Here is a 16118-nt window from a genome sequence, read left to right as displayed (position 1 = left end):
CCTGCTGGCCACTTGCGGCGGACAGGGGGATTCTGACGCAACGCCAGAAACAAAAAAAGCGACCCTAAGGTCGCTTTCTCTGTTGCTTCCGGGTGTTCAGTGGGCCCTGGAAGCTTAATATGGCGCGGCGGACGGGACTCGAACCCGCGACCCCCGGCGTGACAGGCCGGTATTCTAACCGACTGAACTACCGCCGCGCTATACATCGAGTGGTGGGTGATGACGGGATCGAACCGCCGACCCTCTGCTTGTAAGGCAGATGCTCTCCCGGCTGAGCTAATCACCCTTCGTCTCGGTGTGGCGCGCATTCTACGGAGGACCTCCTACCCTGGCAAGCACTTTTTTCAAAAATTTTGAAAAAAATTTCCAGGCCTTTCAAAGACCTAGCCGCGCCGCTATTTTCTTCCTCTATATAGGACTGCTGGCCCTCTGACAGGGTTGGCCTGGAACCGTCGCTCGGAGAATAATGCCCGCCTTATGTATTAAGGAGAGATTCCCCCTCATGTGGTTCAAGAACCTGCTGTCCTATCGCCTGACCCAGGAAGTACCGTTCGAGGCCGAGGCCCTGGAGGCCGCCCTGGCCAGCAAGCCGGCCCGCCCCTGCGCCAGCCAGGAACTGACCACCTACGGTTTCGTCGCACCGTTCGGCAAGGGCGAGGATGCCCCCCTGGTTCACGTCAGTGGCGAATTCATGCTGATCGCCGCACGTAAAGAAGAGCGCATCCTGCCCAGCAGCGTGGTCAACGACGCGGTCAAGGAGAAGGTCGAGGAGATCGAGGCCGAGCAGATGCGCAAGGTCTACAAGAAGGAACGCGACCAGATCAAGGACGAGATCATCCAGGCCTTCCTGCCGCGCGCTTTCATTCGTCGTTCGATGATCTTCGCTGCCATCGCCCCGCGCCTGGGCATGATCCTGGTCAACTCGGCCAGCGCCAAGCGCGCCGAGGACCTGCTGTCGACCCTGCGTGAAGTGATCGGTTCGCTGCCGGTGCGCCCGGCCACCGTGAAGATCGCGCCAAGCGCGACCATGACCGACTGGGTCAAGTCGCAACAGGCCGCCGAAGGCTTCTACGTCCTCGACGAGTGCGAACTGCGTGACACCGCCGAAGACGGCGGCATCGTGCGCTGCAAGCGTCAGGACCTGACCGGCGAGGAAATCCAGCTGCACCTGAGCACCGGCAAGGTGGTCACCCAGCTGGCCCTGGCCTGGCAGGACAAACTGTCGTTCGTGCTCGACGACAAGATGGTGATCAAGCGCCTGAAGTTCGAGGAGCTGCTGCAAGAGCAGGCCGAGCAGGATGGTGGTGACGAGGCCCAGCAACAGTTCGACGCCAGCTTCCTGCTGATGATGATGACCTTCACCGAGTTCCTGCCGGTGCTGTTCGAAGCACTCGGCGGCGAAGAGATCCCGCAGGGGGTCTGACCCTTCAGGCCGGCGCGGCCCAGCGGCGCCGGCTGAACTTCAGCCGCACCCGCAGCCTTCTATGCTGCTCCTGCGCCAGGGCGTCCTTGGGGATGCACTGGCTCTGGCTGAACCATTGCCCCTTGCGCACGAAGCGCAGCACTACCACCGCGGGCAAGGCAACGCTGTCACGGCACAGGCGTGCCGGTTGCCACCCCTGGGCACGACTGTATATATGCCAGCCACGCGGCTCACGACGCAGGCCGGTGACGGCGCCAGGGTGGGACAGCAGGATTCGGCGGGGAATGGCCCAGCAGGCGTGGGCAAGGCAGACAATGACCAGCAGGCCCTTCAGCCAACCGGGCAACGCGACCACAACGCCGACGATGAGCGCCAGCGCCAGGCAGGCGAGGTAGGCCGCCAGCAACAGGCGTGAGCCCTGCCAACGGCACTCGAAACAATCACTTGGGCTGGACACGATCCAGGATGATGCGGACCATGCGCTGCAGCTCCGGATCTTCGGACTCGGTACGCTCCATGAACCAGCCGAACATGTCCTGGTCCTCGCAGGTCAGCAGGCGACGGTACAGCTCGCGGTCCGCTTCGCTCAGGCTCGGGTAGACTTCCTGGGTGAACGGTACCAGCAGCACGTCCAGTTCCAGCATGCCGCGACGGCTGTGCCAGAAAAGCCGATTGAGTTCAGTTTGTTCGACCATGGGGCCCTCCTCGAATGGTCGCGCAGTATACCGCGCAGCGAATGAAGCGGCACAAGGCGTTGGTCTACTCACCTACCTATTTTGTTACCGGCGTTCTATGATGGCCGCCAGTCTTTTAGCTACCGCGATGACCCATGGCCGATTCCGCTTTCTTCTGTTCCCTCTCCCATGAGGGCATCCTCGCCGTCCGCGGCTCCGACGCCGGCAAGTTCCTGCAGGGTCAACTGACCTGCAACATCAGCTACCTCAGCGAAGCCCATGCGAGCCTTGGTGCCCGCTGCATGGTCAAGGGCCGCATGCAGTCGAGCTTCCGTATCCTGCCCGAGGGCAACGGCTACCTGCTGGCCATGGCCAGCGAGCTGCTCGAGGCGCAACTGGCCGACCTGAAGAAGTACGCGGTGTTCTCCAAGGCCACGCTGAGCGACGACAGCGCCGCCTGGGCGCGCTTCGGCTTGCAGGACGGCGACGCGGCCCTGCAGGCGCTGAGCCTGAGCGTGGCGGACGAGGCCGGCGCGACCGCGCGTCATGATGGCCTGATCGCCATCCGCGCCTCGGCTGGCCGGGTCGAGCTGTGGGCGCCTGCCGAGCGGGCCAGCGCCGTGCGCCAGACGCTCGTCGCCGCGCTGCCGGAGGGCACGCTCAACGACTGGCTGCTCGGCCAGGTGCGCGCCGGCATCGGCCAGGTCATGGGCCCGACCCGCGAGCTGTTCATCCCGCAGATGATCAACCTGCAGGCCGTCGATGGCGTGAGCTTCAAGAAGGGCTGCTACACCGGCCAGGAGATCGTCGCCCGCATGCAGTACCTGGGCAAGCTCAAACGCCGTCAGTATCGCCTGGCGCTGGCCGAGACAGCGGTACCCGAGCCGGGCGCCGAGATCTTCTCGCCAACCCACGGTTCGTCGGTCGGCGAGGTGGTGATCGCTGCCAGCAGCGGCAACGCCGTCGAACTGCTGGCCGTGCTCAGCGCCGATGCGGTGGCGGACGACAACCTGCACCTGGGCAGCCTCGAAGGCCCGCGCCTGACGCTGCTCGACCTGCCTTACGAACTGGACCGCGACCGGGAAATCCAGCGCTGACCAGCCCGCCCCGGCTTCACGCCGGGGCTGCACCACCTTTGCCGTAGAGAAGTCCATGAACAAGCTGGCCGAGAAGGTCCAAGCGCAATTGCTCGCCGCCATCGACCGGGACGACCTGGTCCTGCCGACGCTTCCGGAAGTTGCCCTGAGCATTCGCGAAGCCGCCGAAGACAGCGAGATCAGCGTGTCCGCCTTGAGCAAGGTGATCGGCCGCGACGCCGCGCTGTCGGCACGACTGATCAAGGTGGTCAACAGCCCGTTGCTGCGCGCCGCCGTCGAAGTCACTGACCTGCACACCGCGATTACCCGCCTGGGCATCAACTACAGCTGCAACCTGGCCATCGGCCTGGTGATCGAGCAGATCTTCCATGCCCGGGCCCCGGCGGTCGAACACAAATTGCGCGATATCTGGGCCAACAGCCTGGATGTGGCGGGCATCAGCTATGAACTGTGCCGACGCTACACCCAACTCAAGCCCGACCAGGCTACCCTCGGCGGCCTGGTGCACCAGATCGGCGCGTTGCCGGTGCTGATCTATGCCGAAGAGCACAACGAACTGCTGTCCGACCCGATCTGCCTGCATTTCGTGATCGAGCAGATCCAGCCAGTGTTGGGCGACAAGATCCTCAGTGCCTGGGAGTTCCCCGAGCAGCTGGTCAACCTGCCCAGCCAGGTGCAGGACCTGGACCGGCGCACCGACCAGATCGACTACATCGACATCGTCCAGATCGCCCGCTGCATCAGCCAGCGCGAGCGCAGCCGGCCACTGGCCGCCCTGCCCGCCTACCGGCACCTGGGGCTGCCCTATGGCACCGAGCTGGATATCGCCGAACTGCTGGACGCGCGGAGCATGTTGCGCTGAATCGACAGGGCTGATCGCGGGGCAAGCCCCGCGATTGCCGACATCAATCCGCGATAAAACTCACCCGCACCTTCAACCCGCCGCGCTCGCCGTCATGCAGGCTGATCTGCGCCAGGTGCGCCCGGCAGATCTCGCCGACGATGGCCAGCCCCAACCCGCTGCCCTGGGCGCTGCGCCGGTAGAAGCGCTCGAACACCCGCTCACGCTCGTCCTGCGGGATCCCCGGCCCGTCGTCCTCGACTTCGAGCACGGCCGGCGCCAGTACCCGCAGCACCACATCACCGCCGGGTGGGGTGTGGGCCAGGGCATTGTCCACCAGGTTGCTGAGCAGCTCGTTGAGCAAGGTTGGTTCGCCCTTGAGCCATACCGGCGCCTCGGCCTCCAGCGCCAGGGCAACGCCGCGGGCATGGGCCAGCGGCGCCATGGCCATGCCCAGCTCGCGGGCCAGCTGGCTCAGGTCCAGGCGCTGGGCACCGCCTTCGGCGATGGCCCGGGCGCCGTTCTCCACCCGCGCCAACGACAACAGCTGGTTGGCCAGGTGGGTGAGCCGGTCCGTGCCCAGGGCTGCCGCCTCCAGGGTCTTGCGCCATTCTTCTGGCTCCCGTGAACGCAGGCCCAGCTCGACCCGCGCCTTGAGCGCCGCCAACGGCGTGCGCAGCTCGTGGGCGGCATCAGCGATGAACTGCGCCTGGCGCTCGAACTGGCCACGCAGCCGCTCGGTAAAATGGTTGAGGGCACGCACCAGCGGCCCCAGTTCACGCTGTACCTGCACCACTGGCAAGGCGCGCAGGTCGTCCGGCTGGCGCTCTTCCACCGCCGTGCGCAAGCGCTCCAGGGGGCGCAGCGCGGCGCTCACCGCGAACCACACCATCACCAGCGCGCCGAAGGCCAGCATTCCCAGGCGCAGCAGGGTGTCGGCCATCAGCCCGCGGGCCATGCGCACCCGCGCCTCCTCGGTCTCGGCCACACGGATCTCGGCCATGCCGTTCATGTTCGGTTCGCTCACCGCCTTGAGCAGGCTGACCACACGCACATCCTGGCCCAGGTAGGTGGCATTGTAGAAACGCGCCAGCGCCGGGTAGTCGTCGGTGCGCGGCGTGCCCGGCGGTGGCGGCGGCAGGTGCTCGTAGCCGGAGATGAGCTTTTGCTGGATGTCCAGCACCTGATAGTAGATACGCCCGGCGCTGTCATAGGCGAAGGTGTCCAGGGCCACGTAGGGCACATCGGCGCTGAGGGTGCCGTCGCGCTGCGACAGGCCGGCAGCGATGGTCCGCGCCGACGCCAGCAAGGTCCGGTCATAGGCGGTGTCGGCGGCTTCGCGGCCATTCCAGTAAGCGCTCAGGCCGCTGGCCAGCATCAGCACCACCAGCAGCAGCGCCAGGTTGCCCAGCAAGCGTCCGCGCAGGCTGACGTTGTCACGCATCGCGGTGCTCGAGCAGGTAGCCCAGGCCACGGAAGGTGACGATGGCCACCGGGTGACCGTCGAGCTTCTTGCGCAGGCGGTGAATGTAGATCTCGATGGCGTCGGGGCTGGCCTCCTCGTCGAGGCCGAACACCTGGGCCGCCAGCTGCTCCTTGCTCATCACCCGGCCGGGGCGGGCGATCAGGGCCTCGAGCACGCTCTGTTCGCGCTGGGTCAAGGTCAGCGGCTCGCCGTCCAGGCCGAAGCGCCGGGTATCCAGGTCATAGACCAGCGGGCCGCAACGCTGCTGGCGCTCGCCGCCGAGCACGCTGCGCCGCAGCAAGGCCTTGACCCTTGCTTCTAGCTCGGTCAGCTCGAAGGGTTTGGCCAGGTAGTCGTCGGCGCCGAGGTTCAGTCCGTGCACCCGGTCCTTCACATCGCTGCGGGCTGTGAGCATCAGCACCGGCAAGGTCTTGCCGCGCCCGCGCAGGCGCGCCAGCACTTCGAAGCCGTCCATGCGCGGCAGGCCGACATCCAGCACCGCCACGGCATAGTCCTCGCTGGCCAGGGCCAGGTCGGCGGCCACGCCGTCATGCAGCACGTCCACGGTCAGGCCCTGGCTCTTGAGGGCCTGGGCCACGCTTTCGGCCAGTTGCAGATGGTCTTCGACCAGCAGCACACGCATCGGATTCTCCCTGTTCGGCTGGGCTTTTTGCGCGGAGTGTACCGCCGTGGCGAGTGCTGTGAAGCCCTCGCAACAAACCTTTCACGCTGAAAGGTTAGCGAAAGGTTGGTTACCTAGCATCGCACCACGGCTGCCCCGCGCGCCGCAAAAAGCACCAGCAAGGTGCAAACACATAAGAACAATAAATGGAGTCACCGACGATGCTGTCCACGCAGCCGCAGGCGTACGCGCCTATCCGTTCCCTCGCCGCCCGCCCCTCCGCCCTCGCCAGCGCCTTCGCCCTTGCCGGTGTCGCGCCCATGAGCCAGGCCGCCTTCTTCGAAGACAGCACGGCCACCTTCGAAACCCGCAACATGTACTTCAACCGCGACTTCCGCGACGGCACCAGCGCGCAGCAATCCACGCGCGACGAATGGGCCCAGGGTTTCATGCTCAACTTCGAGTCCGGCTATACCGAAGGCACCGTGGGCTTCGGCCTGGACGCGCTGGGCATGCTCGGGGTCAAGCTCGACTCCAGCAAGGACCGCACCGACACCGGCCTGCTGCCGACCCACGACAACGGCAAGGCTGCCGACGAATACTCCAAGCTCGGCCTGACCGGCAAGATCAAGGTCTCGCAGACCGAACTGAAGGTCGGCACGCTGATCCCCGAGCTGCCCACGCTGCAGCCCAACGACGGGCGCATCCTGCCGCAGACCTTCGAAGGCGGCCTGGTCACCTCGAAGGAGATCAAAGGCCTGACCTTCACCGGCGCCCGCCTGGAAAAAGCCAAGGACCGCAACGACACCAACTGGGAAGACCTGGCCCTCAACAACAAGAACAGTCGCTTCGGCGGCACTTTCAGCGCCGACCATTTCGACACCGGCGGCCTGGACTACCAGTTCACCGACCGCATCACCGGCAGCTACCACTTCGCCCAGCTCGACGACATCTACCGCCAGCACTTCATCGGCATGCTCGCTACTCAGCCGTGGGGCCCGGGCACCCTGGGCGCCGACCTGCGCCTGGCGATCAGCGACGATGCCGGCGCGGCCAAGGCTGGCAAGATCGACAACACCACCTTCAACGGCATGCTCAGCTACACCCTGGGCGGGCACAAGGTCAGCGGCGCCTGGCAGCAGCTCTCCGGCGACAGCGCATTCCCTTATGTCGATGGCGCCGACCCCTACCTGGTCAACTTCGTCCAGATCAACGACTTCGCAGGCGCCGACGAGCGCTCCTGGCAGGCACGCTACGACTACAACTTCGCCGCCCTCGGCATCCCCGGCCTGACCTTCATGACCCGCTACATCAGCGGCGACAACGTCAACCGCGCCGCCGGCGGCGAGGGCAAGGAGTGGGAACGCAACACCGAACTGAAGTACGTGGTACAAAGCGGCCCGTTGAAAAACGTCGCCGTGCGCCTGCGCAACGCCACCTTCCGCTCCAACTTCGCCCGCGACGCGGACGAGGTGCGGCTGCTGGTGAGCTACAGCGTGGCTCTGTGGTAACCCATAACAACAACGCTCACGGAGATAGACGATGACTTTTTCACTGCGCCGCCTCGTCCTGGCCACCGGCTGCCTGCTGCTGGCTGGCAACGCCCTGGCCGCCGAACCCAAACGCCCCGAATGCATCGCCCCGGCCTCGCCCGGCGGCGGTTTCGACCTGACCTGCAAGCTGGTGCAGAGCGCCCTGGTCAACGAGAAGATCCTCAGCAAGCCCATGCGCGTGACCTACATGCCCGGCGGTGTCGGCGCGGTAGCCTACAACGCCGTGGTTGCCCAGCGGCCAGGCGATGCCGGCACCCTGGTGGCCTGGTCCAGCGGTTCGCTGCTGAACCTGGCCCAGGGCAAGTTCGGCCGCTTCGACGAGAACGCAGTGAAATGGCTGGCGGCGGTCGGCACCAGCTATGGCGCCATCGCGGTGAAAAGCGACTCGCCCTACAAGACCCTCGATGACCTGGTCGCGGCCCTGAAGAAGGACCCGAGCAAGGTGGTGATCGGCTCCGGTGGCACCGTCGGCAGCCAGGACTGGATGCAGACCGCGCTGATCGCCAAGGCCGCCGGCATCAACCCCCGCGACCTGCGCTATGTGGCCCTGGAAGGCGGCGGCGAGATCGCCACCGCGCTGCTCGGCGGGCACATCCAGGTGGGTTCCACCGATATTTCCGACTCCATGCCGCACATCCAGAGCGGCAACATGCGCATCCTCGCGGTGTTCTCCGAGAACCGCCTGGACGAGCCGGAGATGAAAGACATCCCCACCGCCAAGGAGCAGGGCTACGACATCGTCTGGCCGGTGGTGCGCGGGTTCTACCTCGGGCCGAAGGTCAGCGACGAGGACTACGCCTGGTGGAAGGCCTCGTTCGACAAGCTGCTGGCCTCGGAGGAATTCGCCAAGCTGCGTGACCAGCGCGAACTGTTCCCGTTCGCCATGACCGGCGAAGAGCTGGACGGCTATGTGAAGAAGCAAGTGGCGGACTACAAGGCATTGGCCCGTGAGTTCGGGTTGATCCAGTAAGCCATCCGGTCCCTGTAGGAGCGGATTCATCCGCGATGATGTTTGGCACCCGCTGCGCGGCTGATCGCGGCTGAAGCCGCTCCTACGACGATCGCGTCGTTATCTCGACCGAGGATTCTTCCATGATCCTGCAACGCCTCTTCGCCCTCGTCCTGCTGGCGCTGTGCGCCGTGCTGGCCGTGATGGCCTGGCCCTACCAGGCCGCCTTCTCCTACGAACCGGTGGGCCCACGCGCCTACCCGCTGCTGATGCTCGGCCTGATGAGCCTGGGCCTGCTGTACCTGGCCATTCGCCCCACGCCGATCGTGCGTAAGGACGACGAACCGGAACTGGACCGCGAGACCCTGATCAAGATCGCCGCCTGCGTCGGCCTGCTGATCGTCTTCGCCGCCACCTTCGAGGCGCTGGGCTTCATCCTCAGCGCCATCCTGGTCGGCCTGCCCATGGCCCGCCTGTACGGTGGCCGCTGGCTGCACAGCGCCATCGTAGTGGTGGGCATGAGCATCTTCCTCTACTGGCTGTTCGACCGGGTGATGGACGTCCCCCTGCCCCTCGGCCTGCTCGACGTACTGGAGAACTGACACATGGATACCTTGAGCTACCTGGGCCAGGGCTTCGGCGTCGCCCTGAGCCCGTACAACCTGGTCACCGCCCTGACCGGCACCCTGATCGGCACCGTGGTCGGCCTGCTGCCGGGCCTGGGCCCGATCAACGGCGTCGCCCTGCTGATCCCTATCGCCTTCGCCCTCGGCCTGCCGCCGGAGTCGGCGCTGATCCTGCTGGCCGCCGTGTACCTGGGCTGCGAGTACGGCGGGCGGATCAGTTCGATCCTGCTGAACATCCCGGGCGAAGCCTCCACCGTGATGACCACCCTCGACGGCTACCCCATGGCCCGCCAGGGCCTGGCCGGCGTGGCCCTGTCGCTGTCGGCCTGGAGCTCGTTCATCGGTGCCTTCATCGCCACCTGCGGCATGGTGCTGTTCGCCCCGCTACTGGCGAAATGGGCAATCGCCTTCGGTCCGGCGGAATACTTCGTGCTGATGGTGTTCGCCATCGTCGCCCTCGGTGGCATGGCCGGCGACAAACCACTGAAGACGTTCATTGCCGCGCTGATCGGCCTGTTCCTCTCGGCGGTGGGCATCGACGCCAACAGCGGCGTGTACCGCTTCACCGGTGACAGCGTGCACCTGGCCGACGGCATCCAGTTCGTGGTGCTGGTGCTGGGGCTGTTCTCGATCAGCGAGATCCTGCTGCTGCTGGAGAAGACCCACCATGGCCATGTGGCGGTCAAGGCCACCGGGCGCATGCTGTTCAACCTCAAGGAAGCGGCGTCGGTGTTCGCCGTCAACATCCGCTGCGGCCTGCTTGGCTTCTTCATGGGCGTGCTGCCGGGCGCTGGCGCGACCCTGGCCAGTGCCGTGGCCTACATGACCGAGAAGCGCATCGCCGGCGAAAAAGGCAAGTTCGGCAAGGGTGACGCCCGCGGCCTGGCTGCCCCGGAAACCGCCATCGGCGCCTCCTGCTGCGGCGCCCTGGTGCCGATGCTGACCCTGGGCGTGCCAGGCTCGGGCACCACCGCGGTGATGATCGGCGCCCTGACGCTGTACAACATCACCCCCGGCCCGCTGTTGTTCGAACAGCAACCAGACATCGTCTGGGGCCTGATCGCCTCGCTGTTCATCGCCAACATCATGCTGGTGATCCTGAACATCCCGATGATCCGCATCTTCACCCGCATCCTTGCCGTGCCGAACTGGGCACTGGTACCGGTGATCGCGATCATCACCGCGATCGGCGTGTACGCAGTGCATGCCACCACCTTCGACCTGTTCCTGATGGTCGGCATCGGCATCATGGGCTACATCCTGCGCAAGCTGGACTTCCCGCTGTCGCCGATCCTGCTGGGCTTCATCCTCGGCGGGCTGATGGAGCAGAACCTGCGCCGCGCGCTGTCGATCTCCAATGGCGAGCTGGGCATCCTCTGGTCGAGCCCGATCAGCATGGGCGTGTGGGTGCTGGTGGTCTGCATGCTGAGCCTGCCGCTGCTGCGCATCTGGCGCAAACGTGCCCTGCAGCGCCGGGCCATGGCCGATGCCTGACCGGTCGTTGCCACTGTTCTGGGCCACCGGGCTGGTCGGCCTTGCGGGCGGCTTTGCCGCCAGCAAGGTCGGCTGGCCCTTGCCCTGGATGGTCGGCTCGTTGCTGGCGATCATCCTGGTGCGCTGCCTGACCCCCTGGCAGCTCAGTGAAATCCCCAATGGCCGCAAGTGCGGGCAGTGGATCATCGGCATCGGCATCGGCCTGCACTTCACCCCGGCGGTGATCGAACAGGTGGCCAGCCACTTCGCGCTGATCTTCTTCGGCGCGTTGTTCACCACCCTCTCCAGTGTGATCAGCGTGTGGCTGCTGCGGCGCACCGGTGAAGACCGGGCGACGGCGTTCTTCGCCAGCATGCCGGGCGGCTCGGGCGAGATGGTCAACCTCGGCGCGCGCAATGGCGCGGTGCTCAGCCAGGTGGCCGCGGCGCAGAGCCTGCGGGTGCTGGCCGTGGTGCTGTGCGTACCGGCGCTGTTCAAGCTGCTGCTGGGCGATGGCGTACCGCTGAACCATGCGGGCAGCGTGAGCTGGGGCTGGCTGGCGTTGATCGCGCCGCTTGGGGTGCTCATGGCACTGCTGTGGCAACGCCTGCGCCAACCCAACCCCTGGCTGTTCGGGCCGTTGCTGGTGGCTGCCGGCATAAGCCTGGCGGGTAACCTGCAGATCGGCCTGCCCAACGGCGCCAGCCAGATCGGCCAGTGGTTGATCGGCAGTGGCCTGGCCTGCCACTTCAACCGGGCGTTCTTTCGCCGGGCGCCATCGTTCCTGGGGCGCACCCTGCTGGCCACGGCGTTGTGCATGCTGATCGCCGCCGGCGCGGCCTGGGCGCTGAGCCTGCTGACGCACCTGGACCTGCGCTCGCTGACCCTGGGCATGATGCCCGGGGGCATCGCCGAGATGAGCCTGACGGCCGAGACCTTGCAACTGTCGGTGCCGCTGGTGACGGCGCTGCAGGTGATGCGCTTGCTGTTCGTGCTGTTCCTGGCCGAGCCGTTGTTCCGGCAGTGGGCCAGGCACTGAGCAAGATGGGCCGCTTCGCGGCCCTCTTTTCAGGTCACAACGGCGGCAACGCCCAATCTATCGGCGCCATGCCGCGCTGCTCGAGGAAGCTGTTGGTGCGGCTGAAATGGCCGCAACCAAAGAACCCACGGTAGGCCGACAACGGCGACGGGTGCACCGACTTGAGCACCAGGTGCTTGCTGGCATCGATCAGCTTCTGCTTGCTCTGCGCATGCGCGCCCCACAGCAGGAACACCACGTTCGGGCACTGCTCGCTGACCACCTGGATGATCCGGTCGGTGAAGAATTCCCAGCCTTTCTTCGCATGGGAAGCCGCATTGGCCCGCTCCACGGTCATGGTGGTGTTGAGCAGCAACACGCCCTGCTCCGCCCAGCTCTGCAGGTAGCCGTGGCTGGGGATCGGCAGGTTGAGGTCGCGCTGCAGCTCCTTGTAGATATTGACCAGCGACGGCGGCGTGGCGATGCCAGGCTGCACCGAGAAACACAGGCCATGGGCCTGGCCCGGGCCGTGGTACGGGTCCTGGCCGAGGATGACCACCTTGACCTGCTCCAGCGGCGTGGAGTTCAGGGCGTTGAAGATCAGCGGCCCGGGCGGGTAGATCTCCTTGCCGGCGGCGTATTCGCCGCGCAGGAACTCGCGTAGCTGATGCATGTAGGGCTGGTCGAACTCGGCACGCAGCGCGGCTTTCCAGCTGGGCTCGAGTTTGATGCGATCATCGTCGGTCATGGGGGCATCCAAAAGCAAAGTGCCGCGACACTAGGAAAGCCTGGCCGGCTTGTCAATCGATCCGACCGACGACCGGCAGCTTCGGCGCGGCAGGCCATACTGAGGGGATGATTTGCGCGAGGTAGCCCATGTCCATTCAATGCGAGGTATTGACCGGCGCCGACGGCGCCCGTATCGGCATCGCCACCCTTGACGCGCCCAAGGCGCTCAATGCCCTGACGTTGCCCATGATCGAAGTGCTCGACGAACGGCTGCGCGCCTGGGCCAGCGACCCCGGGATCGTCTGCGTGCTGCTGCGCGGCAACGGGCCGAAGGCCTTCTGTGCCGGCGGCGACGTGCGGGCGCTGGTCCAGGCGTGCCGCGAACACCCCGGTAGCGTACCGCCGCTTGCCGCCACCTTCTTCGCCAGTGAGTACCGTCTCGACCATCACCTGCACACCTACCCCAAGCCCCTGCTGTGCTGGGGCCATGGCCACGTGCTGGGCGGCGGCATGGGCCTGCTGCAAGGCGCCGCGGTGCGCATCGTCACCCCCAGCAGTCGCCTGGCCATGCCCGAGATCAGCATCGGCCTGTATCCCGACGTCGGCGCCAGCTGGTTCCTGGCTCGCCTGCCCGGCAAGCTTGGCCTGTTCCTGGGGCTGACCGGCGCGCCCCTCAATGCCCGCGACGCGCTGGACCTGGGCCTCGCCGACCGCTTCCTGGGCGAGCATCAGCAGGAGGCGCTGATCGAAGAGCTGCTGCAGTTGAACTGGCAGGAGCAGACCGCCCTGCAGCTCAACAGCCTGCTCAAGGCCGAACAGCACCGTGCCTGCGTGGAGCTGCCCGAAGGGCAATGGCTGGCACGTCGGGCCGTGATCGACGAAGTGCTCGACGTGGCCGACCCCGTCGCGGCCTGGCGGGCATTGGCCGGCCTGGCCCGGCATGCCGATCCGTTGCTGGCGGCGGCGGGTCAGCGCCTGCATGAGGGCTGCCCGCTGACGGCGCACCTGGTGTGGGAACAGATCCGCCGGGCACGGGACCTTTCGCTGGCCCAGGTGTTCCAGATGGAGTACACGATGAGCCTGAACTGCTGCCGTCACCCGGAGTTCAGCGAAGGGGTGCGCGCCCGCCTGCTGGACAAGGACAACACCCCGCACTGGCACTGGCCGGATGTGGCGCAGGTGCCAGCGGCGGTGGTGGAGGCACATTTCAGCAAGGTCTGGGAGGGACGGCACCCGCTGGCGGAACTGGGATAACGCATCGCGGGGCCTGTCTGCACGCGGTCAACGCGACCAGCCCCGCTCGCCACCTCGCCCGCCGTCTGGTCGACGGTCGCGATTGCCCTGCCCATTCGAATGCCAGCGATCACCTCGCCGATCATCATTGCGATAGTCGTGGCGGTCGCGATCGCGTCCATAGTCGTAGCGCTGGCGGTTGCCATAGTCGTAGCGTGGGTTGCCTTGCCAGCGCGGCTGCACGCCGGGCGCCGGATAAGGGCGGTACTGCGGCACCGGTGCGGGCCGGTAGTAACGCGGCGCGGGCTGGTAGTAATAGCGTGGCTGCGGCGCCACATAGTAGCGATCCTGGCGGTAGTAGCCAGGGTAAACGTAGCGATCGCTGGTGTAGTAGTCACGGCGGTAGTAGCCGTTGTCCGCATAGTAAGGGGCGCAGGCGGATGTCAGCAGTCCGAGCAGGACGATGAGCAGGATTCGTGGGTACATGGCGGCCTCCTGGACCGCAGGGGTGCCCGGCACAGCGGCGCTGGCGGGCGTCGACGGCAATGCGTTCATCGACACTGGATAAGACAGTCGCGCCAGGGTTCGGTGCCATTTCTGCAACAAATTGAAACAGGTCGTATAACCCTGAAAAACATGCAGTCATTTTTCGGTCATCTCACTAGAATGTGGCCACCGGCACACTTCACGGGAAGATCATGCCTTCGCCCTCTGCCCTGTTCTCGCAACGCTCGCTGATCCTTGCCCTGCTGCTGTTGCTGGCCTGCGGCTTCCTGGCCACCTCGCTGTTGAGCTACTACGCCTCGCGCGGGGCGATCCGCGACGGGATCGTCAACACCGAACTGCCGCTGACCTCCGACACGGTCTATTCGGAAATCCAGAAAGACCTGATTCGCCCGGTGCTGATCTCATCGATGATGGCCCAGGACACCTTCCTGCGGGACTGGGTACTGGGCGGCGAGCAGGACACCACGCGCGTCACCCGCTACCTCGGCGAAGTGATGGGCAGCCAGGTCACCTGCACCAGCTTCTTCGTTTCCGACCGCAGCCTCACCTACTACCAGGCCAAGGGCGTGCTCAAGCAGGTACGTCCCGATGCCTGGCGCGACGCCTGGTACTTCCGCCTGCGCCAGTCGAACAAGCCCTACGAGATCAATGTCGACCTGGACATGGCCAACCAGGACAAGCTCACCGTGTTCATCAACCACCGCGTGCTCGACTACCAGCAACGCTTTATCGGCGCCGCCGGGGTGGGCCTGAGCGTGGAGTCGGTGGTGCGCCTGATCGATGACTATCAACGCAGGTACCAGCGTTCGGTGCTGTTCACCGATGCCCAGGGCAAGGTCCTGCTGACCGGCTCCGACGGTGGCCCCCACGGCTTGCGCGCCGGCCAGCAACTGGCCGACAGCAACCAGTGGCAGGCGTTGCTGGCGCGCATGCCGACCCCCACCACCGGCAGCCATGAGTACACCGACAACGACGGCCACAGCCACTTCCTCAACGTGCGCCTGCTGCCGGAGCTGGGCTGGTACCTGCTGGTGGACAAGCGCGAGACCGGCGCCCTGGAGCGCATCCGCCAGTCGCTGTACCTGAACCTGGCGATCTGCGCGATGATCACCCTGGTCGTGCTGTCGCTGCTCAACGCCATGGTCAAGCGCCACCAGGACAACGCCGAGGCGCTGGCCACCCTCGACAGCCTCACCGGCCTGCCCAACCGCCGCAGCTTCGACCTGCTGGCCGGCCAGGCGCTGGTCGAGGCCCAGCGCGACAGCGCGCCGCTGGTCGCCCTGCTGATCGACCTCGATCATTTCAAGGCCCTCAATGACACCCACGGCCACCTGGCCGGCGACGAAGTGCTGCGCCAGTTCGCCAATGTGCTGCAGGGCAGCCTGCGCCAGTCCGATATACTTTGCCGCTGGGGCGGCGAGGAGTTCATCGTGCTGCTGCGTGAAGCCGAAGGCCGCCAGGCCATCGAAGTGGCGGAGAAGATCCGTCGGCGCACCGAGCAGCTGACCTTCAGCTATGCCGACCAGCCACTGCGCCTGACCGCGAGCATCGGCCTGTCCGCCCTGCAGCGCGGCGACAGCCTGCACAATCTGCTGACCCGCGCCGACCACGCCCTCTATCGTGCCAAACAAGGTGGACGCAACCGCGTCTGCAGCGAGATGCCCGGAACCGACCATGCCTGACCCCCAACGCTGCCCCGCCTGCGGCGCCCTCAACCAATGCGGCCTGGCCGATCCGCGCAGCGCCACGCAAGGCTGCTGGTGCTTCGAGGTGGTCATCGACTCGGCAGTCATCGAAGCCCTGCCCGCCGAACTGCGCAACAAGGCCTGCCTGTGCCCGCGCTGCGCACAGGTGGACGCGCAGCTCAAGGCAGCGCAGGCGCGCACTATCCGTTAGACTGCGCGCCGA

General features: G+C 66.0%; 17 protein-coding genes and 2 tRNA genes. 11 read left to right on the top strand and 8 right to left on the bottom strand.

What is annotated here, in order from left to right:
• Positions 1-120: 120 nt before the first annotated feature.
• Positions 121-197, bottom strand: a tRNA-Asp gene (locus tag ACODS9_RS07425).
• A gap of 13 nt (positions 198-210) precedes the next feature.
• A tRNA-Val gene (locus ACODS9_RS07420) sits at positions 211-286 on the bottom strand.
• A gap of 216 nt (positions 287-502) precedes the next feature.
• On the opposite strand from ACODS9_RS07420, the gene rdgC reads away from it, so the two are divergent.
• Positions 503-1423, top strand: a complete 921-nt coding sequence (gene rdgC, locus ACODS9_RS07415; protein ID WP_023631647.1) for a recombination-associated protein RdgC — start codon at positions 503-505, stop codon at positions 1421-1423.
• Positions 1424-1427: 4 nt separating this feature from the next.
• Here the strand turns inward: rdgC and ACODS9_RS07410 are convergent, their stop codons facing one another.
• Entirely contained in the window at positions 1428-1880 is a 453-nt protein-coding gene (locus ACODS9_RS07410; RefSeq protein ID WP_489093607.1) for a protein YgfX, read from the bottom strand.
• Entirely contained in the window at positions 1864-2118 is a 255-nt protein-coding gene (locus tag ACODS9_RS07405; protein ID WP_023631750.1) for an FAD assembly factor SdhE, read from the bottom strand. Before ACODS9_RS07405 ends, ACODS9_RS07410 begins: the two co-directional genes overlap by 17 nt.
• A 134-nt stretch (positions 2119-2252) precedes the next feature.
• Between ACODS9_RS07405 and ygfZ the strand changes: the two genes are divergently transcribed.
• Positions 2253-3194 carry a CAF17-like 4Fe-4S cluster assembly/insertion protein YgfZ gene (gene ygfZ, locus ACODS9_RS07400; RefSeq protein ID WP_489093606.1) on the top strand — a complete coding sequence of 314 codons (942 nt, stop codon included), beginning with the start codon at positions 2253-2255 and terminating at the stop codon, positions 3192-3194.
• 55 nt (positions 3195-3249) lie between these two features.
• Entirely contained in the window at positions 3250-4056 is an 807-nt protein-coding gene (locus ACODS9_RS07395) for an HDOD domain-containing protein (protein ID WP_023632685.1), read from the top strand.
• 43 nt (positions 4057-4099) lie between these two features.
• Here the strand turns inward: ACODS9_RS07395 and ACODS9_RS07390 are convergent, their stop codons facing one another.
• Entirely contained in the window at positions 4100-5479 is a 1380-nt protein-coding gene (locus ACODS9_RS07390) for a sensor histidine kinase (RefSeq protein WP_046856872.1), read from the bottom strand.
• A complete protein-coding gene (locus ACODS9_RS07385; protein WP_038705540.1) occupies positions 5472-6143 on the bottom strand; it encodes a response regulator in 672 nt (223 codons plus the stop codon). The genes ACODS9_RS07390 and ACODS9_RS07385 overlap by 8 nt, the downstream gene beginning before the upstream one ends.
• A gap of 200 nt (positions 6144-6343) precedes the next feature.
• On the opposite strand from ACODS9_RS07385, the gene ACODS9_RS07380 reads away from it, so the two are divergent.
• From ACODS9_RS07380 to ACODS9_RS07360, 5 genes are all read left to right on the top strand, one after another.
• Positions 6344-7633 (top strand): OprD family porin, encoded by a 1290-nt coding sequence (locus ACODS9_RS07380; protein ID WP_489093605.1) that lies wholly within the window; start codon positions 6344-6346, stop codon positions 7631-7633.
• Between the two features lie 31 nt (positions 7634-7664).
• Positions 7665-8645: a Bug family tripartite tricarboxylate transporter substrate binding protein gene (locus ACODS9_RS07375; RefSeq protein WP_046856875.1), complete on the top strand. Its 981-nt coding sequence runs from the start codon at positions 7665-7667 to the stop codon at positions 8643-8645.
• A gap of 122 nt (positions 8646-8767) precedes the next feature.
• Positions 8768-9226: a tripartite tricarboxylate transporter TctB family protein gene (locus ACODS9_RS07370; RefSeq protein WP_046856876.1), complete on the top strand. Its 459-nt coding sequence runs from the start codon at positions 8768-8770 to the stop codon at positions 9224-9226.
• Between the two features lie 3 nt (positions 9227-9229).
• Positions 9230-10744: a tripartite tricarboxylate transporter permease gene (locus ACODS9_RS07365; protein ID WP_046856877.1), complete on the top strand. Its 1515-nt coding sequence runs from the start codon at positions 9230-9232 to the stop codon at positions 10742-10744.
• Positions 10737-11762, top strand: coding sequence for an AbrB family transcriptional regulator (locus ACODS9_RS07360; RefSeq protein ID WP_313047668.1), 1026 nt, complete (start codon positions 10737-10739; stop codon positions 11760-11762). Before ACODS9_RS07365 ends, ACODS9_RS07360 begins: the two co-directional genes overlap by 8 nt.
• Positions 11763-11796: 34 nt before the next feature.
• Here ACODS9_RS07360 and ung read toward each other — a convergent pair whose 3' ends face one another.
• A complete protein-coding gene (ung, locus tag ACODS9_RS07355; protein ID WP_401104494.1) occupies positions 11797-12489 on the bottom strand; it encodes a uracil-DNA glycosylase in 693 nt (230 codons plus the stop codon).
• A 128-nt stretch (positions 12490-12617) separates the two neighbouring features.
• Between ung and ACODS9_RS07350 the strand changes: the two genes are divergently transcribed.
• On the top strand, positions 12618-13724 hold the full coding sequence (locus ACODS9_RS07350) for an enoyl-CoA hydratase/isomerase family protein (RefSeq protein WP_401104496.1): 1107 nt from the start codon (positions 12618-12620) through the stop codon (positions 13722-13724).
• Positions 13725-13751: 27 nt separating this feature from the next.
• Here the strand turns inward: ACODS9_RS07350 and ACODS9_RS07345 are convergent, their stop codons facing one another.
• The gene (locus tag ACODS9_RS07345) at positions 13752-14189 is read right to left on the bottom strand and encodes a hypothetical protein (RefSeq protein WP_038705534.1); all 438 of its coding nucleotides are present in this window, start codon (positions 14187-14189) and stop codon (positions 13752-13754) included.
• A 212-nt stretch (positions 14190-14401) separates the two neighbouring features.
• On the opposite strand from ACODS9_RS07345, the gene ACODS9_RS07340 reads away from it, so the two are divergent.
• Together ACODS9_RS07340 and ACODS9_RS07335 are read left to right on the top strand one after the other, a co-directional pair.
• A complete protein-coding gene (locus tag ACODS9_RS07340; RefSeq protein WP_489093604.1) occupies positions 14402-15892 on the top strand; it encodes a sensor domain-containing diguanylate cyclase in 1491 nt (496 codons plus the stop codon).
• The gene (locus tag ACODS9_RS07335) at positions 15885-16106 is read left to right on the top strand and encodes a cysteine-rich CWC family protein (RefSeq protein WP_489093603.1); all 222 of its coding nucleotides are present in this window, start codon (positions 15885-15887) and stop codon (positions 16104-16106) included. The genes ACODS9_RS07340 and ACODS9_RS07335 overlap by 8 nt, the downstream gene beginning before the upstream one ends.
• Positions 16107-16118 lie beyond the last annotated feature (12 nt).

This window comes from Pseudomonas sp. FG36 (assembly GCF_057809275.1).
Note: the sequence above shows the minus strand (reverse complement) of the source record. Positions and strands in the feature narration are given on the sequence as shown.